General features: G+C 68.1%; 24 protein-coding genes and 1 tRNA gene. 13 read left to right on the forward strand and 12 right to left on the reverse strand.

Annotation, left to right across the window (positions count from 1 at the left end):
* Window positions 1-116 precede the first annotated feature (116 nt).
* Window positions 117-995 carry a YIP1 family protein gene (locus TNCT6_RS14310; protein WP_141359741.1) on the forward strand — a complete coding sequence of 293 codons (879 nt, stop codon included), beginning with the start codon at window positions 117-119 and terminating at the stop codon, window positions 993-995.
* Window positions 996-1,089: 94 nt separating this feature from the next.
* Here TNCT6_RS14310 and TNCT6_RS14315 read toward each other — a convergent pair whose 3' ends face one another.
* Window positions 1,090-1,512 (reverse strand): hypothetical protein, encoded by a 423-nt coding sequence (locus TNCT6_RS14315; protein ID WP_141366412.1) that lies wholly within the window; start codon window positions 1,510-1,512, stop codon window positions 1,090-1,092.
* A gap of 396 nt (window positions 1,513-1,908) precedes the next feature.
* On the opposite strand from TNCT6_RS14315, the gene TNCT6_RS42070 reads away from it, so the two are divergent.
* The 3 genes from TNCT6_RS42070 to fmdA are packed head-to-tail and all read left to right on the forward strand — an operon-like array spanning window position 1,909 to window position 4,139.
* The gene (locus tag TNCT6_RS42070) at window positions 1,909-2,187 is read left to right on the forward strand and encodes an FmdB family zinc ribbon protein (RefSeq protein WP_141359742.1); all 279 of its coding nucleotides are present in this window, start codon (window positions 1,909-1,911) and stop codon (window positions 2,185-2,187) included.
* A gap of 38 nt (window positions 2,188-2,225) precedes the next feature.
* Entirely contained in the window at window positions 2,226-2,879 is a 654-nt protein-coding gene (locus tag TNCT6_RS14325) for an AmiS/UreI family transporter (RefSeq protein WP_141359743.1), read from the forward strand.
* Between the two features lie 9 nt (window positions 2,880-2,888).
* A complete protein-coding gene (gene fmdA, locus TNCT6_RS14330) occupies window positions 2,889-4,139 on the forward strand; it encodes a formamidase (protein WP_141359744.1) in 1,251 nt (416 codons plus the stop codon).
* Window positions 4,140-4,227: 88 nt separating this feature from the next.
* Here fmdA and TNCT6_RS14335 read toward each other — a convergent pair whose 3' ends face one another.
* Both TNCT6_RS14335 and dcd read right to left on the reverse strand, forming a co-directional pair.
* Window positions 4,228-4,737, reverse strand: a complete 510-nt coding sequence (locus tag TNCT6_RS14335) for a phosphoribosyltransferase (protein ID WP_141359745.1) — start codon at window positions 4,735-4,737, stop codon at window positions 4,228-4,230.
* A gap of 14 nt (window positions 4,738-4,751) precedes the next feature.
* Window positions 4,752-5,327, reverse strand: coding sequence for a dCTP deaminase (gene dcd, locus TNCT6_RS14340; RefSeq protein WP_141359746.1), 576 nt, complete (start codon window positions 5,325-5,327; stop codon window positions 4,752-4,754).
* Window positions 5,328-5,829: 502 nt separating this feature from the next.
* On the opposite strand from dcd, the gene TNCT6_RS14345 reads away from it, so the two are divergent.
* A tRNA-Gly gene (locus TNCT6_RS14345) sits at window positions 5,830-5,903 on the forward strand.
* 726 nt (window positions 5,904-6,629) lie between these two features.
* Here TNCT6_RS14345 and TNCT6_RS14355 read toward each other — a convergent pair.
* The gene (locus tag TNCT6_RS14355; protein WP_172632901.1) at window positions 6,630-6,806 is read right to left on the reverse strand and encodes a hypothetical protein; all 177 of its coding nucleotides are present in this window, start codon (window positions 6,804-6,806) and stop codon (window positions 6,630-6,632) included.
* Window positions 6,807-7,554: 748 nt separating this feature from the next.
* Here TNCT6_RS14355 and TNCT6_RS14360 point away from each other — a divergent pair.
* Window positions 7,555-7,764: a hypothetical protein gene (locus tag TNCT6_RS14360; protein ID WP_141359748.1), complete on the forward strand. Its 210-nt coding sequence runs from the start codon at window positions 7,555-7,557 to the stop codon at window positions 7,762-7,764.
* A 182-nt stretch (window positions 7,765-7,946) separates the two neighbouring features.
* Window positions 7,947-8,372 (forward strand): hypothetical protein, encoded by a 426-nt coding sequence (locus tag TNCT6_RS14365; RefSeq protein ID WP_141359749.1) that lies wholly within the window; start codon window positions 7,947-7,949, stop codon window positions 8,370-8,372.
* Between the two features lie 210 nt (window positions 8,373-8,582).
* Here the strand turns inward: TNCT6_RS14365 and TNCT6_RS14370 are convergent, their stop codons facing one another.
* The 3 genes from TNCT6_RS14370 to TNCT6_RS14380 all read right to left on the reverse strand — a co-directional run bounded on the left by TNCT6_RS14370 (window position 8,583) and on the right by TNCT6_RS14380 (window position 10,869).
* Window positions 8,583-9,380: an aminoglycoside adenylyltransferase domain-containing protein gene (locus TNCT6_RS14370; RefSeq protein ID WP_216372781.1), complete on the reverse strand. Its 798-nt coding sequence runs from the start codon at window positions 9,378-9,380 to the stop codon at window positions 8,583-8,585.
* A 284-nt stretch (window positions 9,381-9,664) separates the two neighbouring features.
* Window positions 9,665-10,039, reverse strand: coding sequence for a transcriptional regulator (locus TNCT6_RS14375; RefSeq protein WP_141359750.1), 375 nt, complete (start codon window positions 10,037-10,039; stop codon window positions 9,665-9,667).
* Complete coding sequence (locus TNCT6_RS14380; protein ID WP_253266103.1) at window positions 10,036-10,869, reverse strand: hypothetical protein; 834 nt, start codon at window positions 10,867-10,869, stop codon at window positions 10,036-10,038. The genes TNCT6_RS14375 and TNCT6_RS14380 overlap by 4 nt, the downstream gene beginning before the upstream one ends.
* Before the next feature lie 386 nt (window positions 10,870-11,255).
* Between TNCT6_RS14380 and TNCT6_RS14385 the strand changes: the two genes are divergently transcribed.
* Window positions 11,256-13,415, forward strand: coding sequence for a protein kinase (locus tag TNCT6_RS14385; protein WP_141359751.1), 2,160 nt, complete (start codon window positions 11,256-11,258; stop codon window positions 13,413-13,415).
* A gap of 671 nt (window positions 13,416-14,086) precedes the next feature.
* Here TNCT6_RS14385 and TNCT6_RS14390 read toward each other — a convergent pair.
* On the reverse strand, window positions 14,087-15,103 hold the full coding sequence (locus tag TNCT6_RS14390) for a DNA-directed RNA polymerase subunit alpha (RefSeq protein ID WP_141359752.1): 1,017 nt from the start codon (window positions 15,101-15,103) through the stop codon (window positions 14,087-14,089).
* Window positions 15,104-15,321: 218 nt separating this feature from the next.
* Between TNCT6_RS14390 and TNCT6_RS14395 the strand changes: the two genes are divergently transcribed.
* Window positions 15,322-15,543 carry a hypothetical protein gene (locus TNCT6_RS14395; RefSeq protein WP_141359753.1) on the forward strand — a complete coding sequence of 74 codons (222 nt, stop codon included), beginning with the start codon at window positions 15,322-15,324 and terminating at the stop codon, window positions 15,541-15,543.
* 404 nt (window positions 15,544-15,947) lie between these two features.
* Here the strand turns inward: TNCT6_RS14395 and TNCT6_RS14410 are convergent, their stop codons facing one another.
* On the reverse strand, window positions 15,948-17,252 hold the full coding sequence (locus TNCT6_RS14410; protein ID WP_253266104.1) for a hypothetical protein: 1,305 nt from the start codon (window positions 17,250-17,252) through the stop codon (window positions 15,948-15,950).
* 676 nt (window positions 17,253-17,928) lie between these two features.
* Here TNCT6_RS14410 and TNCT6_RS14415 point away from each other — a divergent pair.
* Complete coding sequence (locus TNCT6_RS14415; RefSeq protein ID WP_141359754.1) at window positions 17,929-19,245, forward strand: hypothetical protein; 1,317 nt, start codon at window positions 17,929-17,931, stop codon at window positions 19,243-19,245.
* 88 nt (window positions 19,246-19,333) lie between these two features.
* Here TNCT6_RS14415 and TNCT6_RS14420 read toward each other — a convergent pair whose 3' ends face one another.
* The gene (locus tag TNCT6_RS14420; RefSeq protein ID WP_141359755.1) at window positions 19,334-19,591 is read right to left on the reverse strand and encodes a hypothetical protein; all 258 of its coding nucleotides are present in this window, start codon (window positions 19,589-19,591) and stop codon (window positions 19,334-19,336) included.
* Window positions 19,592-19,803: 212 nt separating this feature from the next.
* Between TNCT6_RS14420 and TNCT6_RS14425 the strand changes: the two genes are divergently transcribed.
* From TNCT6_RS14425 to TNCT6_RS14435, 3 genes are all read left to right on the forward strand, one after another.
* Window positions 19,804-20,496, forward strand: coding sequence for a helix-turn-helix transcriptional regulator (locus TNCT6_RS14425; protein WP_141359756.1), 693 nt, complete (start codon window positions 19,804-19,806; stop codon window positions 20,494-20,496).
* Entirely contained in the window at window positions 20,493-21,971 is a 1,479-nt protein-coding gene (locus TNCT6_RS14430; protein WP_141359757.1) for a hypothetical protein, read from the forward strand. Before TNCT6_RS14425 ends, TNCT6_RS14430 begins: the two co-directional genes overlap by 4 nt.
* 118 nt (window positions 21,972-22,089) lie before the next feature.
* Entirely contained in the window at window positions 22,090-22,311 is a 222-nt protein-coding gene (locus TNCT6_RS14435) for a hypothetical protein (RefSeq protein ID WP_141359758.1), read from the forward strand.
* Between the two features lie 373 nt (window positions 22,312-22,684).
* Here TNCT6_RS14435 and TNCT6_RS14440 read toward each other — a convergent pair whose 3' ends face one another.
* Both TNCT6_RS14440 and TNCT6_RS14445 read right to left on the reverse strand, forming a co-directional pair.
* The gene (locus TNCT6_RS14440; RefSeq protein WP_141359759.1) at window positions 22,685-23,053 is read right to left on the reverse strand and encodes a YrdB family protein; all 369 of its coding nucleotides are present in this window, start codon (window positions 23,051-23,053) and stop codon (window positions 22,685-22,687) included.
* Window positions 23,050-23,661 (reverse strand): peroxiredoxin-like family protein, encoded by a 612-nt coding sequence (locus tag TNCT6_RS14445; RefSeq protein ID WP_141359760.1) that lies wholly within the window; start codon window positions 23,659-23,661, stop codon window positions 23,050-23,052. Before TNCT6_RS14445 ends, TNCT6_RS14440 begins: the two co-directional genes overlap by 4 nt.
* Window positions 23,662-23,673 lie beyond the last annotated feature (12 nt).

A 23,673-nucleotide genomic window follows, 5' to 3' on the forward strand; every position in this document is an offset into this window, starting at 1 on the left:
ACGTCCCTGAGAAGCGACCGGAACACCCCTTAAGGGATGTCACAGCTCGGACCCAAAGGCCTGCCGGAACACCCGGCCCCGCACGTGACGTGCCGGGCTCGGGTACGTTCGTTGACGTGGCTGGATTCAGGAGCGGACGCGGCGGCCGGAACGACCGTGCCCCGCAAGCGCGGACCCAAGGACCTCCGTACGGGCAGCAGGCGCCCCAGGCCCCCTCGTACGGCCATCCCCCGGCGCAGCAGCGGCCGCCGTACGGAGGAGGCGGCGCCCAGTGGCCCCAGGCCGGCGGCGGCCAGGGTGAGCCGGAGTACTTCGGCGGCGGCTACCCGCAGGGCGGCCCCGACCCGTACGCGGCCAACAACCCCGGCCACACCCAGGCGTTCGCCGTCGGCGAGGACCCCTACCACCAGAGCGGGACCTACCGCGCGGGCTCGGCACCGGCCGGCCCGATCGGCCCCCGTCTGCACTGGCCGGACCTGCTGAGGGGCATCGTCCTGTCCCCCAACCAGACCTTCCTCCAGATGCGCGACTACACGATGTGGGGCCCCGCCCTCATCGTGACGTTCCTCTACGGACTGCTCGCGGTCTTCGGCTTCGACGGCGCCCGCAAGGACGCCATCAACGCCACCCTCTCCAACGCGGTCCCGATCGTCCTGATCACCGCCGTGGCCATCGTGATCAGCTCCTTCATCCTCGGTGTGGTCACCCACACCCTGGCCCGCCAGCTCGGCGGCGACGGAGCCTGGCAGCCCACGGTCGGCCTGTCCATGCTGATCATGTCGATCACGGACGCGCCGCGTCTGCTCGTCGCCATGTTCCTCGGCGGCGACGCGGGCTTCGTCCAGCTGCTCGGCTGGGCCACCTGGGTCGCGTGCGGCGCCCTGCTGACCCTCATGGTCAGCCGTTCCCACGACCTGCCCTGGCCCAAGGCCCTGGGCGCCTCGGCGATCCAGCTGATCGCACTGCTGTCGATCGTGAAGCTCGGCACGTTCTAGCGTTCCGGCCTTCCAGCAGCCCACCAGCGCACAAGGGGCCCGGCGACGATTCGCCGGGCCCCTTGCTCGTCTCCTGCCTGCTCGACTCCTGCCGTCAGAGCGTGCCGCCGATCTCACACGCCCTGCACGGCGGCTGCCCGCAGGTGCACTGCATGACGGCCTCCACGACCCCGCGGTCGTGGTAGAGGCACTCGTCCTTGCAGGTGTGGCGCGGGATGAACCCCGCCGGGATCTCGCCGGGCCACGGTTCGTGGCCGTCCCGGCAGCGGGCGAACCGCCCGGGGTCGGTGGAGTGCAGGTCGTGCATGCTCGACCGTGCCTTGTCCTCCAGCTCCCGCACCCGCTCCACCAGGCTCTTCAGCTCGGCGGCGAGGCCGGCGTACTGGTCGGTGCCGGTCCGCACGTGCGCGGCCCGCAGCGCCATCGCCGCGTTGCCCAAAAACCTGCCGGCGTCCTGAAGGTCGGTCACGTGATGCAACTGAATGCCGTTCACGCCTCGTACCCACACGGCGTCCATGTTGCTCACCGATCCGCCCTCCTTGGTTTTCTGCGAGACAGTATGCGTGGCGTCGGCGCCTCCACATAAGGAAAAATCAATCTATTTACCGAAACTAAAGGCCTCGGCCGCAACCGTCCAGCAAAATTCGGAGTGAGTCGGCTCACTCTTCCCCTCGCAATGGATCTTCCACTGCTTCACCGCGGCACCCGGCTGATCAACGCGGCCGCTCGATCACGCACTGATGCGCACACCACGGGCCACCGGAGCAGGAGAGGGACGCGGGCGGCCCCTCTCCGACTTGACACGCCCATTGACGAGACGTCTCCTTGAAGAGAGGAAACAGTTGCGGCAGACGCTTTTCCAGGCGTGCCGCACACTCGGGTTCGCGAGCGTCCAGTGGTTTCCGGAGCGATAATGGCTACTTACGAATATCTGTGCAGCCATTGCGGTCCTTTCGATGTGAAATTGACGATCGGAACGGCACCCAAGACGTACGGCTGCCCTTTTTGCGCGGACGCTGCGAGGCGTTTGTACTCCGCGTCCGGCCTGTCGACGGCCTCGAGCGCGTCCGCCGTCCTCCACGAACGCGAGGAGCAGGCCCGTGAGGCCCCAGCAGTAGTCTCCGAAGTGCCGCCGCGCACAAGGCCGGAGCCGCGACCGCACCCCGCGCTCTCGCGGTTGCCGCGTCCCTGACTGTCTCCACCCCACGCGGAGTCAGGAGGTGCGTCCCGGTGGGAAATGTGGGACTCCTCTTTGTCGGTGCGGTGCTCTTCATGAATGGGTTGCTGCTTCTCGGCAAGGTCGACGCCCGGGCGGGAGCAGTGTTCAACCTGTTCATAGGAACACTTCAGGTACTGACGCCGACTTATCTCATCTTCACCTCCGGCGGCGACCCCAAGAAGATCCTGGCGGCATCCGGAATCTATCTGTTCGCCTTCACCTACCTCTATGTGGGTATCGGCCTGCTCGCCGACCTCGACACCACCGGGGTCGGCTATTACTCATTGTTTGTGGCAATTGCCGCCCTGGGATATTCGTACGCCAATTTCCGGCTCCTGAAGGACTACCCCTTCGGGGTCATCTGGCTCTACTGGGCCTTGCTGTGGTTCCTGTTCTTCCTGCTGCTCGGTCTCAAGATGGACCACCTCAGGATCTATACGGGCTGGATCACCGCGATCGAGGGCTGGGTCACCGGTGCCATTCCGGCGGGGCTGCTGCTCTCCGGCTACTGGAAGCACCCCACCGAGACCGCCATCGCCCTGGGGGTCTTCGGCGTGCTGATGTTCGTGGGGCTGTGGCCGCGCACCCGTCGATCTCCTCAGCCCACCCAAGCCGCTCCGCCGGCCAATGGTGCGGGCGCCCCAACGTCACCGGATCAGAAGTGAGGAGCTGTCATGCCCGAAATTCTCTTCAGTGTGGACCAGAGCAAGTCGATGCGTGAGCAGGACGTTCCCGGACACAACAGGTGGCACCCCGACATCCCCAGCGCCACCATGGTGAAGCCGGGAGCGGAGTTCCGCATAGAGTGCCGCGACTGGACCGACTGCCAGATCGGCGACAACGACTCCGCCAACGATGTGCGCGACATCGACCTGACCATCCCTCACATGCTCAGCGGGCCGATAGGCGTGGAGGGCGCCGAACCAGGCGACCTGCTCGTCGTCGACATCCTCGACCTCGGCGCCGTGCCGCAGCAGAGCGGGGACGCGGCCGGCCAGGGCTGGGGCTACACCGGCATCTTCGCCAAGACCAACGGCGGAGGCTTCCTGACCGACTACTTCCCGGACTCCTACAAGGCCGTCTGGAACTTCCACGGCCAGCAGGCGGTCTCCCGCCACCTGCCCGGCATCCGCTACACCGGAATCACCCACCCCGGGCTGTTCGGAACGGCCCCGTCCGCCGAGATGCTCGCGCGCTGGAACGCCCGCGAGAAGGCGCTGATCGACACCGATCCGAACCGGGTCCCGCCCCTCGCCGTACCTCCGGACGCCAGCAACGCACTCGCCGGCACGGCCACCGGGGACCTCGCCAAGCGGATCGCCGCGGAAGGCGCGCGCACGGTGCCGGCCCGTGAGAACGGCGGCAACCAGGACATCAAGAACATGACCCGCGGCTCGCGGGCGTTCTTCCCCGTGTACGTCAAGGACGCCAAGCTCTCCGCGGGCGACCTGCACTTCAGCCAGGGCGACGGAGAGATCAGCTTCTGCGGCGCCATCGAGATGGGCGGCTTCATCGACTTCCACATCGACCTGATCAAGGGCGGCATGGAGAAGTACGGCATCACCACCAACCCGGTGTTCATGCCCGGCAACGTCGAGCCGCGCTACACGGAGTTCATCAGCTTCATCGGTGTCTCCGTCGACCACGACACGGACACCAACTTCTACATGGACGCGACGCTGGCCTACCGGCGTGCCTGCCTCAACGCGGTTGAGTACTTCAAGAGGTTCGGCTACAGCGGAGAGCAGGCCTACCTGCTGCTCGGCTCCGCGCCCATAGAGGGACGCATCAGCGGCATCGTCGACATCCCGAACGCCTGCTGCTCGCTGTACGTGCCCACCGCCATGTTCGACTTCGACGTCCGGCCGTCCGCCGCCGGCCCGATGAAGGCCGACCGCGGCCAGGCGGCGCTGACCACCGCCTGACCGGACCACCGCACAGGAACGGCCCCGCAACGCGCTGCGGGGCCGTACGGCCTTCGACACGGCGCTACGGGGCCTCTCGGGCCTCTCCCTACAGGGCGTCCTTCGAGGGCGTGATCGGCGTACCGGCCTTGCGGCACGGGGGCAGCACGGACCACGGGAAGTTGATCCAGTCGTCGGTGCGCTTCCAGACGTACTCGCACTTCACGAGCGACTGGGACTTCTCGTAGATGACGGCGCTGCGCACCTCGGCGACGGTGTCCAGGCAGAAGTCACGGACCAGCTTGAGCGTCCTGCCGGTGTCGGCGACGTCGTCGGTGATCAGGACCTTCTTGTCGGAGAAGTCGATGACGTTGGGCACGGGCGCGAGCATGACGGGCATCTCGAGCGTGGTGCCGACGCCGGTGTAGAACTCCACGTTGACCAGGTGGATGTTCTTGCAGTCGAGGGCGTAGGCGAGCCCGCCGGCGACGAAGACACCGCCACGCGCGATGCTGAGCACGATGTCCGGCTCGTACCCGTCGTCGGCGATGGTCTGCGCGAGCTCGCGCACGGCGACGCCGAAGTCCTCGTAGGTGAGGTTCTCTCGTATCTCGGTCATGTCGTGGGTGCCCCTCACACCTGCGTCCGGTGGAAGCCGACGTAGGAGCGGGAGGCGGTGGGACCGCGCTGCCCCTGGTACCGGGAGCCGTAGCGTTCGCTGCCGTACGGGGCCTCGGCGGGCGAGCTGAGCCGGAACATGCACAGCTGCCCGATCTTCATCCCGGGCCAGAGCTTGATCGGCAGGGTCGCGAGGTTCGACAGCTCCAGGGTCACGTGCCCGGAGAACCCGGGGTCGATGAACCCGGCGGTGGAGTGGGTGACCAGCCCGAGCCGCCCGAGCGAGCTCTTGCCCTCGAGCCGGGAGGCGAGGTCGTCGGGAAGCGTGATGACCTCGTACGTCGACGCGAGGACGAACTCACCCGGGTGCAGGATGAACGGCTCGTCGCCCTCCGGCTCGACCAGCCGGGTGAGGTCGGGCTGCTCGACGGAGGGGTCGATGTGGGGGTAGCGGTGATTCTCGAACACCCGGAAGTAGCGGTCCAGCCGCACATCGATGCTCGACGGCTGCACCATGGATTCGTCGAAGGGATCGATCCGCACCCGTCCGGCGTCGATCTCGGCCCGGAGGTCCTTGTCTGAGAGAAGCACGTAGCGAGGATACGCAAGGCGCGCGGAGCCCCCGCAATCAGGACGACTCCACGCGCCGGTGCCGCGATACTGCCGCTACCGCTTCTGAAGTGCCACGGGCACCGCACTGCGGAGCCTGGCGCACCGTGGACACCTCATGAGCCGGCCGGGGCCGAGCCGCTCGGCCTGCTGCATCGGGAACGAAGCGGTGCTGAACACGTGCCCCTCGGCACAACGGACGACGGTGCGCTCCATCAAGTCCCTTAAGTCCCTTCCCCAGAACCGCGTCTGGCCTCTCGCCGCCTGACGACAAAAGCCACAGTACGGGATCAAAGAGACGCGCCACCAGACGGCGCTCCGGCCCCAAAGGACCCCTCGCACACACCCCCACCGTACGCCCCAACTCCGTTCCCCCGCAGCGCCGCTCCCCTCTTCGAACGCACGCCGGCCCCACGGTCCGAGCACCGGGGGCCAGGGATGGGGTACAGTGAGCGCCGGACCCGGACTTCGATCGGCGTCTTACGCGGGTGTAGTTTAATGGTAGAACATCAGCTTCCCAAGCTGAGAGCGCGAGTTCGATTCTCGTCACCCGCTCCACGAGAAAGGCCCAGGTCAGAGACCGGGGCCTTTTGCTTTCCGCGGCGATCACTCGCCGCGTGCCAGATTCGTGCCAGAAGGCTTGTCGGCCTTCTTCCGGGTGGCCTCGGCCCGAGCCTTCCGGACGGCGGCGACCTCTTCCTGCCGTCCTTGAGGGTGGCACCGGACCGCGTGGACAGCGTGTGCCCCGTGTGGCGGAGATCGTAGAACCGGAAGCCCTCGGACATGCCGACGATCTCACGCGCCCGTCGCCACTTCCGCCCGAAGGTGCTGCGCCGGAACGGAGCTCCCTTCTCGCCGACGAAGATCAGCCCGTCCCGTCCACGGGCAGAGCACACGCTTACGAAGCGAAGCCCGGCCACTTGCTCTACGCCACCGCGCCTCCGAGGATCGTCAGCGAGTACTTCTCATACGCCCGGTGCAGAACCATCATCACCGGCCCTGAGGTGAACACCCCGCTGAATCGGTTTCCTTCTTCGCCTGCTTGAGCCACGAAGACGCCTTGCTGTGGTCGATTCCCGCCACGTCGAGTCCAGTGCAGGAAGCGAGGAAGTCAAAACCATCGGATTGGTTCGTGCCGGCTCCGCGCAGAAGAGACGAGAGCTGAGTGAGGAAGTCCTTCCCGGTGTATCCGGTGGCCATCGTGTCCGCCGGGCCGAAGCTGGGCCGCTCGTCGCTGGTTACCGCATGCTTCGGCAGATCGGCGGCACGCGGCGCAGTCCGCGCCTACGTCGTGTCCTTGCAGCCCTCCGAAACTCTCATCACGTAGAAGACCACCGGGTACTCGGTGATCTGCTGGTACGGGCGCGGCTGGGAGCCGCAGATCTTCCACGCAGCCGGATCGTCCACCGGACGGCCCTGCCCGCTCGCGTCCTTGAAGGTCATGTCGAGTTCGGAGCTCATCTGCTCGTACGCCCTCCCGGCGTTACCGCCGGCCATATCGGGCATGACGGCGTCAACGGGTGCCGAACGATGCGTCCTGGCGGGCCCCGGGCTGATCGTGGTGCTCGTCGAGACGTCAGGCACGGACGACGCGCCGCAGGCGGTGGCTGAGACCAGGAGCGTAGCGACGAGGGCGGATCTCAAAAGCTTGGTGACGGTCATTTCCCCCCATGTGATGGCGGTTCGAAACCATATCCAATTCGATAGCCGCATCCAGTCACAGCTCGGGACGAGCGATCGCGGCCGGTCCTGTTCCCTGCCACCCTTCCGACCACTCACCCCAGCTCCCATCCCGGTGCCGGCCGATCCCCGCCGGAGGCAGTGCCTTGACCGTGGGCCGCGCTCTGCGGTGCTCGACTCATGGCCACCGGCCCTATCCACCTGTGGAGTTGATGGAGGGGGCCAGGTGGCGGCGGACGCCAACGCCCATCCCAACGCAGGGTGACCGATTGCGGTCGCCGGCTGATATCTCACCAACGGGCCAGAGGAAAGATCATTGCTCGAAGGCTGCTCCTCTTCGTGAGTGGGGGTCCGGGGCGACACCGCCGGGCCCTCTCTGGGCCCTCCGAGGGTGACAAGCAACGGCCAACAACGACCACCCATGACCGCCCGATCGCAGATCACTCGTGCCAAAGCAACTCCCGGTCAAAGTCGTTCCGTCGGCCGCGTGGTAGCTTGCCGCGCCGCACAACTTGACCTGGAGGCATGCATGGCCAGCTACGAAGAGCACGAGCACGCTGCCATCGAACTCTTGGCGCCGCTAAGAGGTGCCATGGGAGGAACAGTCCAGCCGGACTACCGCTTGCAGATGGCTCAGGTGGAGGCGCTTCTGGCGCTCGCCGCAGCCATAGCCGGTCGTCACCAGGAGGGCGGAGCGCCGGGACAGTCACCGATCGCGAACGGCCCTGCCGGCTTCTGACGAGGAAGGCCGCGGAAGCTTCCATCCGGTGTTGGCGGCGTCTTGGTCCACCACTTCCGGAAGAATGGAAACGGACGGTGAGAGACTTGGACGGCAAATTAGACGCAAGCGCTGCCGGCGGGCGGCAGAACGCGGCCGCGGGAAGCGTGCGACCTCTTTATGCCCTGCGGCCTCTTACGGCCGTGGTGGTGCTGGGTCTCGCGCTGCTGTTGGCCGCACTGTCGACACTGGTCACGCTTCCCGCGGCCCAGCATCTGCGCTCCTTTCGGGACGGCGAGCGGGCTCCCGCGACGCTGCATACGCGGGGCTCATGCTTCTTGGGCCGATGCCAGGTCGAGTTCGAGGCCGACGGCCGGACCGTGGTGGCGGATCTGCCGGTGGGCAGCGGTTTCGGCAAGCAGTCTGTCGGACACCGGATGACCATCCGCTACCACGCGGACGACCCAGAGGTGGCCGTCCATGAGGAAGATGTCGACGGCGGCGGGGCGGCCGTGGCGGCGGTGTTGTCGGGCGGAGCGGCCCTGCTCTTCCTGCCGCTGTCGGTCGGGTACCTGGTCTACGTCTTGCGGCAGCGGCGCGCAGACGCTGTGCCTGGACCACAGCGCTGACAGGCGCCCCGGTCTTGTTGCCGCACTATTCCTGACCCGCGACAGCGTGCCCGTGGCGCGCCCGTTCGAGCGGCACGCCGGAGGAAGCCACGGGGAACACCGGTCAGTACTCGCGCCACCCAGGTCAGAGACCTGAGCCTCGCTGTTGCCTGCGCCGATCACTCACCGCGTTCATGGCACACCCTGCCGGCACCCCACGCGAACTCGGCCTCACGGCGCTTCGTCCGTGGCGCCGGCCGTCGCCTTGACGTACTCGGCGAAGGCGACGGTCCGCTCGACGCTACCCGGGCGCGGCGGGTCGTTGAAGTCCAGACCGAGCTGACGGTCGTCGAGGACCTGACGGATCAGGCCCGACCACCGCCGCTCCAGGTGATCCGCCGCCCACAGCAGGGCCGCCCTCTTGGACGTCACCCGACCTGTCTCGAGAGTGTGCAGGATGCGGCAGAGGCTGGTGACGGCATAGCGCTGGGACCAGGCGACGTCGTAGTCGAGCCAGGCGTTGTCGGCGATGAAGTCCCGGGCGTATGCACGCATCTTGGCGCGCAGGACATCCGGGCCGACGGGGTCGACGAGATCCTTGGGGTCCGGTCCGGTGAGGGTCACACCGCATTCACGCAGGGACCATCGGACGACCTCGGTGTTGCAGTGCGTCGACCATTCCATCGTGCGCGAGCCGTGGTCGATGAACAGCCAGGACCGGCCGAGTCCTTCGAGCCCTCGCAGTGCTCCCCTGTCGGGATACGAACCTTCCAGATGGCGCGGCCAGTGCCCCGGCCGCGTGGGAATCTCGTCGTGCATGGCCCGGAGGGCAGCTTCCTGGCCCGGGGCAATGGGGCCGCGGACGGGGATCAGGAAGTCGCAGTCGCTGTGGATGTCCGCGTCACCGACGGCGAAGGAACCCTGGAGGTACGCACCGACGAAGTTGTCGCCGAGGATCCTCGCGGCACCCTCGGTCAGCTCCCAGAGAACCTCGTTGAGCTCGGCAAACTGTGTCGGGCTCGGGTGCAAACTCAGATCATTGTCGGCCACCCCCGAAGTACATCAACCTCCGGGGAAACCCGTCGACCGAGTTTCTCCCCGCCACCGTCCGATCGGCTCTCCTTACCGCCGGCCGTCCCGGCTCACTGAACCGAAGCAACGCTGACGACGTACATCGCCTCTGACATCCGCGGCTGACACCAACGGGGCGAACAGCGCCGGACTCAGGCGTCCCTCCGCGAAGTCGGCAAGGCGAGACAGAGCTCACCGAGCAGGGGCAGTCCGCCCTCCGCATCGAACTCGGAAAGCGGTGGTCATGTGTCGGGTGGGCCGGGCATGGGGCGGGGAGTTTCCAGGCGCCGAACCAGTGCGCGCAGAGCACGGAGTTCGGCGTCCAGTGCCTGCGCGCCGTCGCGGGTGAGGGCAATCCAGGTTCGGGGGCGCCGACCGGTGTAGCCCTTCTCCAGGGTGATCAGTCTCGATTCCTCCAGCACCTTCAGGTGCCGGGAGAGATTCCCGTCGGTGACGGCCAGTTGCTTCTTCAGGAAGCCGAACTCGACTCGGTCGGCCTCTTTGGCGATGGTGAGAATGCCGAGTCGCACGCGCTGGTGGACGGTGTCGTCCAGCGACTGGGTCGGATGGAGTCCTTCCCGTTCGTCCCGCGCGGCGGTCGAGTCCTCGACGCTCATGAGGCAACCGTACCCGCGTCGGCGGCGCCGGGCGCGGCTCGATGACGGGCCGCCGCCCACTCGGCCAGGCCGGCGAGGAGCAGGATGGCTGCGAGCAGGAGCGCCTTGACCTGCGGGCCGTCGGTCCATCCGGGATGGACGGGGTGTTGCCAGGGGAGCCATCCGCTGCCCCAGGAGGCACCGAGGTAGCCGGTGAGCAGCAGGGCATGAGCGGTGCCGGCAACTACGGCGATCCAACTGCGTTCGACCATCCCGAGGGCGAGCAGTCCGATGCCGACCAGGTACCACGGGGAGGCGTAGCTGTTCTCCAGCATGTCGACCTCCAACGGCTGGTTCCAGCCGAACAGCATGGCCGTCAGGGCCGTCGTCATCACCGCGGTGGCCACGGCGGTCACGCGGACCCACACGCCGCGGCGGGGGACGACACCCTGGGCCTCGCCGCGCAGGCGGTACCAGCGGGCGAAGACGAACCATGCCAGCGGAAGGAGCACGAACCACACGCCCCAGGCCGCGAAGCGCAGGACGGCGCCGTCGAACTCACCCTCCAGACAAGGGGTTCCTGGTTCATGGACGACGCACAGGCCGGTCAGCTCGGCGTAGGCGAAGGCCGGATAGGACCCAACGTTGCGGCCGTGTGCTCCGAAATTGAAGGCGTACCGGGCAATCGGAGCGGCTGCCAGGGCAAGAAGACCGAAGCCGAGAAGGGAGACCCACGAGCAGTTCATCTGCGCGCGGGTCCTGGTCCGCAGGCCCTCCGTCGCCGCCAACAGGCCGGCCGCGCGCGCCCTCGGCTCGTACTCCGCGCTGCTCAGTGACGGTGTTCCCACCATGTCCCCCTTGTGGTCACGCTTCGCCAGTACTGGGAGGCGGACTGCCGGTTGGCCGCCCGCCATGCACTTTGCATTACAAAGTACATGGCAGACAAGAGTAAGTGGCCGTGCCGCCTCGCACCAGCCACGTAGTTGCCTGCGAGCTTCGGCCGGAAGATGGCGATGCCCAGGGACAGCCGGTTCAGATTCCGTCTCCTTCAGCCCCGTTCACGGCCGTTCGGACGGGACTTCGTGCCCCGCACGACACCTCACCTGGACGGATGACCCATCGCACGGCTCAGGGGCACAGGGAAACCGATGCGCGATATGCGCGGCTCCGCTTCCGGAGGGGCAGGCCCTACGCTGATCCCCGTGAGGCAGGCAGGCGCTGGGAAGGATGATCGGCGATGACGCCCCTGAGCACCGGGGACCCGGAGTCCATAGGCGGGTACACCCTTCTCGGTCGGCTCGGAGCGGGCGGCATGGGAGTCGTCTATCGGGGAGTCTCCGCCTCGGGACGGCAGGTCGCGGTCAAGCTCGTGCACGGGCCGTATGCCCAGGAGGAGGAGTTCCGGACGCGCTTCCGGCAGGAGATCGCGGCAGCGCGCAGAGTGAGCGGTGCCTTCACCGCGCCTGTCGTGGACGCCGACCCGGACGCCGACCGGCCGTGGATGGCGACGCTCTACGTGCCGGGGCTCAACCTTGCCGAAGTCGTGGAGAAGGACGGCCCGCTGAGCCAGCGGCAACTGCGCGCGCTGGGGCTGGGGCTCACCGAGGCACTGCGCGACATCCACCGGGTGGGCCTGGTGCACCGGGACCTCAAACCGGGCAACGTCCTGATGACCGAGGACGGGCCGCGCGTCATCGACTTCGGCATCTCGCGCGCTTCCGACAACCAGAGCCTCACCACGACCGGGCGGATGATCGGCACTCCGCCCTTCATGTCGCCGGAACAAGTGGCCTCTCCCCGAGACGTCACCCCGGCCTCGGACGTGTTCTCGCTGGGGTCACTGCTGGTGTTCGCGGCCGTCGGCACGGGACCGTTCGACGCCGACAGCCCGTACATAACCGGCTATCAGGTGGTGTACGGGACCCCGGACCTCGACGGGGTGCCCGAAGCGCTCCTGGACATTGTCGAGCGCTGCCTGGACAAGGACCCGGCCACACGGCCGGAACTGACGGACATACACCGCATGCTCCAGGCGCTGCCGGAATCCGACGCCACCGGGTCCCCTGAGACCGGGCAGTCCACGCAACCCCGGCGTCGCCCCACTTCCCGGAACGCGGCCACCACCTCCGCGGGTGCCGCGACCGGCACCGGCACCGGCACCGGCACCGGCAAGCGCCGACGAGCACGGATGCTGCTCACCGGCCTCGGCGCAGCGCTGGCCGTCACGGGGCTGGGTGTCGGGGCGGGTGTCTTCGTGTCCGCTCCGGACACCACCACCGCCTCCGGCGCCACCGCCACGGCCCGTGCCGCGTCACTGCCCGACGGCTGGCGGCCGTGGCAGACGAAGCTGCGGTACGACGTCAAGGGTGTCCCTCTCTACTACAACAGCCCCGGATGCGTGGCGGAGGGAAGCGCCCTGTTCTGTGGCGGTACGGGATTCACGGCCGCCAGAATCGACGCGGCCTCCGGCCGCACCCTGTGGCGGACCGGCACCCGCCCTCAGGGGGCGCAGCCGATCGGCGTTCGCGACGGGCTGGTCTACATGTACGAGGAACCGGACGACGAGACCAGGCGGGTGGTGGCCCTCGACGCCGGTACCGGGAACCGGCGGTGGCAACGCGACATCAACCGGGCCGAAAAGGCGCTCCTGTACGACGGCGGACTGCTGACCCTGTCTCCCGACTCCTCGTGGTTCGTGACCTACGGACCTTCCGGCAAGGAACTGTGGCGGGCGCCTTCGCTGGACGAGTACTGCACTCCGTCGGCGCTGGGAGGCGTCCCCTACGCCCTGTGCTCGGAGGGCACCGAGCCCGGCCAGGCCCCGGTCGAGCTGATGAAGCTCGGACCCGGCAGCCTGACCGAAACCGCCACACTGCCCAGGAAGGCGGAAGCGCTCGGTGCCGTCGGCGGGCAACCACTGTTCCTCGCCCCCCAGACCGCGAAGGACGTGTACGAAGCCGGGTACGAACGGCCGTACAACGCGCTGCTGCGGGTGGCCCCGAAAACCGGGCAGGTCAGACGGATACCGCTGGCGCATCCGCTGACCGGCGCGGCCACCCTTGCGGACGGCGTCGTCTACTTCGTCCGGTCCGACGGGTCGGTCACCGCGGTGTCGGCGGACAGCGGCAAACAACTCTGGCAGAAGGTCACGGACGTGGAGAGTCTGTCCGCGCCCGCGGTGTCAGCGACGTACAGGCGGGTCTATTTCTCCAACCGTTTCGGCCGTCTGCTGGCACTGGACAGTCGCACCGGAGCGGAGGTCTGGCGCACCTCCGCACTGGACGACCCCGGGGACAAAGCGCAGGGTTACCCGCCGCGAGTGCTGCTCGTCAAGGACGCGCTCGTGGCAATGGCCGGCGACACGGCCTTCTCCCGGAGCCCGGACGGGCCCGCCTGACCGGCCGAGGCAATCGCCGCGCACCGTGCGGATCAGGCGTGAGCAGGACGGACCCGGAGCACGACGGCTCGCTGCGGAGAACGTCGGCTTCAGGGGCGCTGGTGCGGTGCCTCGCCCGGTAGCCACCGCAGGGCGAACCAGAGGTCCATCCGGGCTCCGGGCCCTGGAGGTCGAGGTCGAGGAGGCCGGCCATCCGCGCCAGGCGGTGGCGGACGGGTTGGGGTGGACCCCCAGGAGCGCCGCGGTGCGGTCCCGGTCTGCCGTGGAGGGTGAGCCAGGCCCACAGGGCGTCGAGGAGGACCGGAGCGCCTGGCCGGCCCGGTCCAGGCGGGCGAAGCGGGTGCGGGCGGGTTCGCGGGCGTCGGCCGGGGCGACGAGCGCGTGGAAGGTGAGGGCAACGAGGGTGTGGACGACGGCGCGTGTCCCGGCGGCGGGCACGTCGCAGGGCGCGTTCGGCCTGGGTGTCGGGGTGCGGCAGGTCGCGGGCGGACATGGGTGCGCTGCAGCCGAGGCCCCAGCCGAGCTCGGACGCCCGGGCGGGCACCGGTGGCCGGGCCCCGGCGGCCCGGTCCGGCGGCGCGGCAACCTTCCGGGCGCGCCGAAGGCTTGCCGGCCGCCTCGGACATCCCCCTCGGAGTGGTCTCCGAGGGGGATGCTTCGTGCCCCGGCGTTCAGTACTGCTCGGTCTCCGCGAAACCCGTGCCCTCGTTGTCGTCCGCGTCGAAGGCAGCGGCGGTCGGGTCGAATCCGGGCGGGCTGTCCTTCAGGGCCAGGCCCATGCCGGCCAGCTTCGCCTTGACCTCGTCGATGGACTTCGCACCGAAGTTGCGGATGTCCAGCAGGTCGGCCTCGGAGCGCGCCAGGAGCTCACCCACCGAGTGGACGCCCTCACGCTTGAGGCAGTTGTAGGAGCGGACCGTGAGCTCCAGCTCCTCGATCGGCAGCGCCATGTCGGCGGCCAGGGCGGCGTCCGTCGGGGACGGGCCCATGTCGATGCCCTCGGCGTCGATGTTCAGCTCGCGGGCCAGACCGAACAGCTCCACCAGGGTCTTGCCGGCGGACGCCAGGGCGTCACGCGGACGCATGGCCTGCTTGGTCTCGACGTCGACGATCAGCTTGTCGAAGTCGGTGCGCTGCTCGACACGCGTGGCCTCGACCTTGTACGTGACCTTCAGCACCGGCGAGTAGATCGAGTCGACCGGGATACGGCCGATCTCCTGACCCACCTGCTTGTTCTGCACGGCGGAGACGTAGCCGCGACCGCGCTCGACGGTCAGCTCCATCTCCAGCTTGCCCTTGCCGTTGAGCGTGGCGAGGACCAGATCGGGGTTGTGCACCTCGACACCGGCGGGCGGCGCGATGTCGGCGGCGGTGACCAGACCCGGGCCCTGCTTGCGCAGGTACATCACGACCGGCTCGTCGTGCTCCGAGGAGACGACCAGCTGCTTGATGTTGAGGATCAGGTCGGTGACGTCCTCCTTGACGCCCGGCACGGTGGTGAACTCGTGCAGGACGCCGTCGACGCGGATGCTGGTGACAGCAGAGCCGGGGATCGACGACAGGAGGGTGCGGCGGAGAGAGTTGCCGAGGGTGTAGCCGAAGCCCGGCTCCAGCGGCTCGATCACGAACCGGGAGCGGAACTCGTCGACGACCTCTTCGGTCAGTGACGGACGCTGAGCGATCAGCACGAGGTATTGCCTCCAGTGTGTGGCGCCCGCTATGTGACGCCGTAGACACCACGAAGAGTACGGGCGGTTCGGCCTCGGAGGAGGCCGAACCGCCCGGCCCCACCCGTCTGCCGACCGGTCGGCGGGCTCAGCTCTTGCTGGAGTGGAGCCCAACGATCAGCTACTCCCGCCCCTGAGAGTCAGCCACCAGCGCGGTTCTTAGGCGCATACTGGGGACGATGACAAAGCCTGCTGCACCGAAGCGTCATTTGCCCACCAGCCCCTTCAAGCCCCCGGCCACGCCCGATCCCAAGCACTTCGCCGTGGGCGACCAGGTCACACACGACATGTACGGCCTCGGCCGGGTGATCGGCATCGAGGATGGGATCGCGGCGCTCGTGGATTTCGGCTCGGCCCAAATGCGAATCTTGAGCCCGTACGCCAAGATGACCAAGCTGTAGAACCGCTGTGCCCGGTCACGGCACGCCAGGCCCCTTCGGGGGCCTGCAACGAAAGCGAGACCTCTCATCGATCTGACGTCGCTGTTCTCCGCCCTGGAAGGGCAACCCCGCCGTGCCACTCCGGCATCGCCGCCCCCGGCGACAAACCCCTTCCAAGCCCCGGACTTCGGGGAAGACGAGACCTTCCTGCTCGAGGAGGTACAGGAGCCCGCCTGGGACACGCGTGCCGCGCAGCCCAAGGCGGCTTAGCTCCCACGAGTGCCGTGGCGTGACCGGGGCTTCGAGTGCATCGCCGCTGTCACCGACCGGGCACTCCAGTGGTACGGCCCGGAAGCCGGCGCGCGGGCTCGGTTCCGAGTGCGGAGGCCCTGTGGAGTGCTCCACAGGGCCTCCGCACTCCACCGTCAGACGTTGTCTGCGGCCTTGCGTCGGCGTACGGCGAAAACCGCTCCGGCGCCGAGTGCGACGGTGACGGCGCTCGCGAGAGCGAGCGGGGCCATCGCCGAGGACGTACCGGTCGCGGCGAGGCTGCCGTCGGCGTCGGTATCGGTGGCCGTCACCCGCACCGCCTGCTGGGACGCGCCGCCCTGCGCCGAGGGGCCGGCATCCGTGCCGGGCTTCGCAGCGTCCGGCCGCTTGTCATCGTCCTCGCCGGGCCGGCCGGGCTCGGCTTCGTCGGCCGGGCCGGTCTTGCTGCCCGCGGGCAGCAGTTCGAAGTCGTAGCGCTTCATCGGGCCCAGGACGCAGGGGTTGTACGCGTCGGAGGCGTCACCGGCCAACAGAGCGAAGGCGTCGGCGGCCTGGGCCGCGGAGTCGACCTTCATCCGCAGCTTCACGTCGCTCTGCTCGCCCGGCTTCATGGTGTCGATGTGCGCGATGTACTCGGGATCGTCGCCGTTGAGGGCCTGCCAGCCCGCGCCGTTGGACCATTCCACCTCCACGTGACTCTTCTCACCACGCGGTTCGCCGGCCACATGGAAGAACACCAGGGGGTCCACTGTCAGCGTGCGCTCGGTTCCGTTGGTCACGCGCAGGGTGAAATCGACGCTGGTCCCGGCGACGACCTTGGACGGCAGTCCCACCGCGAGCGAGGTCAGCCCGTCCTCACGGACGCACTCCTTGGCGGTGGCGAGTGCTTCTTCGGCGGCCTTCTTGACCTCGAGGGCCTTCTTGGGAGCGTCCTGGACCAGGCTGTACTCCCGGACGGCCGCCACCCTGGCGTCGTCCAGCGCGGTGTGTGCCTCCTTGGCCGCGGCGTCGGCCTCCTGCTTGGCCTCGACCGCCTTCGCCAGATCGCCCTTGGCGGCTTCGAGGGCTTGCTGTGCCTCGGCCTTCTCGGTCTCGCTCAGGGCCGCTTCCAGCTTGGCCTCGGCGTCCGCGACGGCCTTCTCAGCCGCCTCCTTGGCGCCGGCCGCCTCCTTGGCCACCTTGTCCGTGGCGATCGTGGCCGCCTTGAGCGGGTGCGTGTCGGAGTCCAGGGAGTCCAGGGCGGCCTTGACCTTCTTCTGCCCTTCCTCCTTGGCGATGACGGCTTCCTCGTAGGCCTTCTGCGCGTCGGTGGCGGCCTTTACCAGTTCCGCGTACGTCGGCCGGCTCTGCGTCTGTGCCGCGGATGTCCCGGCGGCGAGAGCCGGAGTGGCGGCGAAGAGCACGACGTGCGTGGATGCCGCGACGGCGACGGCCACGGCGAGGGAGCGGCAAAATTTCACGGACGGCCTTTCTTGGTCGGAGACAAAGTAGAAACGGCCACCGAAAAGCACATGCGGGGCAGCCTGGATACCGGCGAGTGTATAGGCCACGTAAAGAGCGAGTGGTGTTTTTCTCGCACCACGCTCCCCCTTGAGGGAAATCGCCGCGGATGAAAGGGGCGAACGAGGATGGTTGCTCAGGACGCCTGCATTTCTCTGTGACTTGGATCACTGTCATGCGGGCGGTGTCCGAGGCGTCTGGCGCCGCGTCCGGGCTGTCGGACCGGCCCGCTCCGCCTCCGACCGGAGTACGCGGGCGCTGACGGGCCATGGCAGCCATCCACGTCTACGGGCGGATCCGCACGAGTACGGATTTCGACGCCGCATCCTGGTGATTTCTCGCCGACGCCGCCCATGAGGCGGAGAACAAGCGTGCCGTGGCGCACAGGAATGGATTTCTCCCAGGAATTTCAACGGCTGCTGCTCGGAGGGCTCAGGAGTGCGGCTTTTCCTGTCCTTCCCGGCGGCACGGGCGACTGTACGGGCTCCGCGCGCTCGCCGACGGGCCTCCCTTCCAACGCCCTTGCGCAGCACAACCTTTGACATGACCGGGCCGTCCTACAGCGGAAACGATCACTCTGTGGACGTCCTCAGGGTCGTCGCCACGGGGTGGTCTCCGTACAACCTGGGAGTTGTCATGAGAACCGTCACCAGCCGCAGGAGGCGGCTCGGGGCATACGCGTTCTTCGCGTCGGCGGCGCTGAGCGCCACCGTGCTCGGCGCCACGCCGGCCTCCGCCGCGAGCGACATGCTGTGGGTCCAGTCCCCGGAGGCGGTGACGCTGGCCGTCACACCGGGCTCGTACCAAGAGCTCTCGTTCGGCTTGTCCCACGACAACGGCAACTACCGCGTCATCAATGGCGTGCTCACCCTCGACCTGTCGGAACTGGCGGGCGTGGCCGAGGTCTCGGTGCCGGACAACTGCTTCCTGTCCGAGTCCGGCACCACCGCCGTATGCGACATCTGGGAGGTCGGCGACATCGGCGGCACCTACGACGGTCCCCAGGTCACCCTGGGGCTCCGGACCGTGGAGGGTGCCCCGGCCGGCGGGGAGCTGAGCATCGGCCACCGTGCGCAGGCGGAGACCAACGGCCCGGGCGGTGTGCTGCGCACCGGCTGGGGCAGCACACCGGTCAAGGTCGAGTCCGTACCGTCGCCGGACCTGAGCCTGACCGAGCCGGCGCCGGTGGGCCCGGTCGCCCCCGGGACCTCTCTGCCCGTACCCGTCACGGTCACCAACAAGGGCGACGCGGCCGCGGAGGGGTTCCGACTCCGGGTGTGGAACTCCTACGGCCTGGACCTCGCCACCAACTACCCGGGCTGCGCCTGGACCCCGCCTGTCCTGGACACCGACGACGTGCCAGGCGGCCTGCTGGACTGCACGTTCGACACCGTCGTGGAGCCCGGCGCCACCGTCACCCTGCCGGAGCCGCTGCGGCTCACCGTGGCGTCCCACGCCCTGTTCGAGCGACTCGATGTCAGCATCGAGCCGCTCGAGGGCACGCAGGACCAGAACCCCGAGGACAACTTCACCAGCACGCCGATCACCGCGGAGAACACGGCCGACTTCGCCGTCCAGGGTGACAGCGTCACCGGCGCGGCCGGAGAGAAGGTCACTGCCACGATCGGGTTCCGCAACCTGGGTCCCGCCTGGTTCGCCAACATCGGCAGCGGTGACCCGGTGGGCACGGTCACCCTGGCGGTGCCCGCAGGCACCACGGTCGTCTCGGCTCCGGAGAACTGCCGGGCGGAGGGATCCGGCACGTACCGGTGCGAACTCCGGCACTGGGCCACTCCCGAGGACCGGATCCAGTTCCCCTTCGAACTGCGCATCGACCGGGTGATCCCGAACGCCATCGGCGCCATCACGCTCCACACCTCCGCGCGGCAGGCCCAATACGACCCCCAGCCGCACAACGCCTACGCCGAACTGGTGGTCAACGCCGCCAAGTGACCTTCCCGGCGGCCCGAACCGGCCCCCGGTCCGCACAGTGGCCGGCCCCGAGGAGGTACTCGGGGCCGGCCGCACCGGATCTGTGACGTCAGCGACGAGGTGGCCTGGTGCGCCATGTGGCGAACAGCCCCACACCGACGCTGGTAACCGCGGTGAAGGCAGCGGGCCCGGCCACCATGAAGACCAGGGCGGCGAGCGTGGTCAGGGCGAGCAGCGCAATGAGGTCCAGCACGCGCTCACCCGGGACGGAGGTCTCGGTCGATTCGTTGGCCTGAGACCGCCGCTGAGAAGAGGACGGAGAGACGGTGCCGGGGTTCGCTTCTTTATCAGTCATGTCATCCAGCACACCTTGCTCCGCCCGGTGACTCCGAGCCTGCCGAACGATCACGAAGAAGACAGATCAGTGCACGTCTTCGACCGAACGCCGAAGGTGTTCGGCTGAGTTCGGCGGCGTTCCGCAGGTGTTCGGTGAACTTCGGGACAGCCCCAGCCGAGGCCGCTACGCTTCCGTTCCCCGTAGATGATCGGAAGTTGCCAAACGACCGAGAGGGAAGCCGCGTGACCGACTTAGTGCCGCATGAGACCTTCCAGCAAGCACTGTCGGACTTCGCGAAAGAACTGGTCCGGCTTCGCATCTCTCGTGGTGGCCCCTCCCTCCGGGAGATCTCCCGCCTCACGGGGGAGCATGGCCGGAACCTCGCGGCCTCTACGCTCAGCGAGATCTTCAATGGTGTTCGGCTGCCGGAACTGGACTCCCTGATGTCCCTCGTGCGGGCCCTGCTCGCCTTCGACACACACGGCGCAGGCCACGTGGGCAGGAATGATCCACGGCTGGAGGAGTGGCGTACTCACTGGAAGCGGTTGAAGGTACTGCAGACAGAGTCCGGAGGCGTCTCGGAGCCAAGCCCCGCAGAGCAGGAACCGATCGCGGGCATCGACGAGTTCAGCGCTCCTTCGCCCGCCGTGCTCCTCAACATGCTCGAATCGCAGCTCGGCAAGCCGCTGTCGGAGGACGAACACAGGCTACTGAACGCGTTGGCCTTCCCCACTGCAAGCCCGCCGGGTGGTCAGGTCGACCTGAGCCGGATTGCCGAGACCGCCGTCGCCTGTTTCCCCGAGTCGTCGGCGGGGCACATCACCTCCGTCCTGCGCTCGCTGATAGCGCGCAACTTCCTGTTGACCGGTCGGGACAGCAACTACGCGATATCTGATGCCGCGCTGCGCGCGTTGGCCCGAAGGAGGATGCCTTGACCCGACGTTCCTTCAGCATCTCCCAAGTCTCCGAGTCCGCTGGTGAGGGTGTGCTGGACATCCCCAGCCTTTCGGTCCTGCGTTACAAAGATCCCGAAACCCTGCTCGCTGAATTCGAGTCGCTCTGGGGAGTCCGGGCCAGTGTGGTGGCAGTACCGGTCCTCGAACCCGACGGTCTGCTTTTCGACGTCAAAGGACTACGAGGCGTCCCGATGTCGAACTACTCCGTTCCGTCCTCGCGACTCAAAAGTTTCGCGGATGTAGTAGGGGTATTTCTGGCGGCCGGGCTCGACGTCACCCTGACCTTGTATCCGGGGCACGGTTTCATTCCAGGCGACGGGATCCACACACGCGACATCGCAGGCGGCAGCGCCAACCGAGTATGCATTGCCAACCCGCGTACGAGCGAGGTCTACGGCGCCATCCTGGGCACTGGCATCGACATCGCCCAAGAAGTCGCGTCAGCGACGAAGGGGGGCGGCAGGCTCAAGGGCATCGCCTTGGACGTGACGGAGCTATGGGGAACGAGCGGGCAGGTCGGCAGGGTCGAGAAGACGTGCTTTTGCACGGCCTGCACCCGGCACTTCGACAAGAACGCTCCCGACCTCCTCAAGCACTACAGGACGTTCCCCAACCCCTGGAGCCTCCTGCTTCGCTCCAGCAGCAGCACCGGGATGACCTTCGTCTCCGATGTGCCCCCAACTGCGAGTGCGGAGGAGATCGTCGGTCTCGCGCGCCAGAGGAAGTTCGATGAGCAATTCCCCGATCACGATTACGCAGATCTGCTCCGGATGGCGGAACTCCTGCTCCGCTACATGCGAGTTCGACACTCACTGACAGTCGCGTCGATCGGTGCGCTGTTCGACTACGCGTGCGAAGGCCTGGAAGCACAGCTCACACGCGTTCTCATGATGGAGGGTGAACTCTACAGCTGGACTTCGGGGCTGTGGCTGGAGGAACTGGACACAGCGATCGCCAACGGCGAAGAGGCCGGCTTCGACGAGCTCTGGCTCGACTCAGGTACCTCCTATGTGCCGCAGCACATCCCCTACCGCTCCTACATGTGGTCCCGCAGCCGCTACTTCATCAGCCAGTTCTTCCAGTTGACCGGTGCGCTCTGCGATCCCCGTTCTCGCATCCACACCGCCCTGCGGTACAAGACGGTCGAAGAATGCCGGCAAATGGTCGTCGAGCGCTGGCAGTTGGTACACGGCTCCGCTCTCAACGCCCAGGCGGCCCTTTTGACGCTGCCCACCCCTCCTGATGCGACGCCCGACATGCGGCGAGGCTTCGTCGGCGTTGGTCTTCAGCAGGAGTACGGCAAGTGGTTCAGTGATCAGTTGGCCATCCCTCCAACCAGCTCGGAGAGGAGAAACGCCATGCCTGCCCCGGCGGGTCCTGGCCTGCCTGTCCCGGCGGGACGGGATCTGGCCCAGTTTCTCGAGCTTCTGCAGGCAATGCACGACGACGAGTAAAGACGCCGAAGGGTGGTCAGAACTTCGCCATCACGGCCTTCTTCGGCCGGCGGGGGACTGTCTCACCGCTCCTGGCAGTCGCCCATGACCAGGTGATGGCAGATCTTAAGATCAGCCCATGACGAGCTCTCCGGAGTACTGGACCGTGCGCCACTTCTCTCAGGCCAACCCCGCCGGGCCGGGGTGTGACAGCGTCCCGGCGCTCCTGCGCAGGCTGGCCGATTCCATCGAGGCGCTGGGCCCTGTCGAGATTCAGGACGTCGTCATCGAATCGGAGATGACCGAGCACGGCCCTTGGCGCTCGGGGACCGTCTACTTCCACCTGCCCGGGGACAGCTAGTGCTGTGGTCGGGAAGGTTTGCCGGGAAGCTCGCGGCGTCCGGTGCTGGGGGGCACCTCCCACGCCGTTCAGGCAGTGGGGGAGCATCGCAAGGCGGAGCATCACCCGCGTACCGGATGTACTCGGGTGATGCGACAACGCGGCGTGGGGGTACCCCCGGCCGAAGGCTGGGGGAGTGCCGTGCCGGGCCTCGCGAGCCGGTGAACCTTTCCGGTCACAGCACTAGGGACGGAACCCCGCCGTCTCGGGGGCGCGCCCATGATGGGTGCGCCCTCTGCCTCTTCCTGCGGCAGTCGCCGCCAGAGCACGACGATCACAGCGGGCGATGCCGGCCGCGAAGTCCGACCCACCGCAATGGGGCGCGGACGGCGGGTCAGGATCCGCGGTGCGCCAAGGCGTTCCGGTCCAGGGTGGCGAGGACGGTGTTGACCGCGACCACGACGGCGAAGACGGCGGCCCACCGGTCCCGGCCGACGGCGTGCAGGGCGGCCACCGCGGTGCCGAACACCAGCGCCTTCACGGCCAGAACGCCCAGCACCGGCAGCGCCACCCGGGCCTTCGGGGCGGCGAACAGGCCCCACACGACGGCCGCCGCCGCGGGAGCGGCGACGGCGAAGAGGAGACGCGCGGCCGTGTGGTCCGCGCTCTGCCACCCCCACCAGGCGAGGGCGGCCAGGGCCAGCACCTCCAGGAAAAACGCCAGCCCTTCATTGATCACGTGCAACGAGCCGGGAAGCGTCACCGGGAGTCGTCCTCCGTCACCTTCGTCACCTTCATCGCCTTCGTCACGTGCATGGCCGCCAGTTCCAGCAGTTCGTCGACCGACCACTGGTCGTAGACGTGCTCACCGTACTTGGCGGCGAGGACCCGGCCGTCGGGTGCGATGAGGAAGTCGGCGGGCAGACCGAGCCGGCCGCCGTGCGGGCTGGTGGACGGCAGGTGCTCGCGCCCGCGCACGACCTCCCGCAGGCCGCTCAGGACCGCGCGGAGGATCGGCCACCAGGCGCGCGGGTGGAGCAGGGCGCGGGGCGAGCGTTCCACGCCGAACTCCGTGTAGAGCCGCCTGCCCGGGTCGGCGACGACGGCGAACGGCAGCTCGGTGGTGTGGGGCAGCAGTTCGTCGGCGGGCGAGTGGAAGACCACGACCTCGCGGACACCGGCGGCCTCGATCTCCCCGTGCCGCCGCACCACCGAGCGCAGGTGCAGGTTGCAGACCGGGCAGCCGGCGAACCGCCGGAACTGGAGGTGGATCAGCCGGCCGGGATCGGGAACGGCGACCTGGTCGCCGGAGACGGCGGTGAGACGCCGGTCCCCGACGGTGGAACCGGGCCTCACTGGGTTACGGGACATGCGCACGACGGG

Source organism: Streptomyces sp. 6-11-2 (assembly GCF_006540305.1).
Lineage (GTDB): Bacteria > Actinomycetota > Actinomycetes > Streptomycetales > Streptomycetaceae > Streptomyces.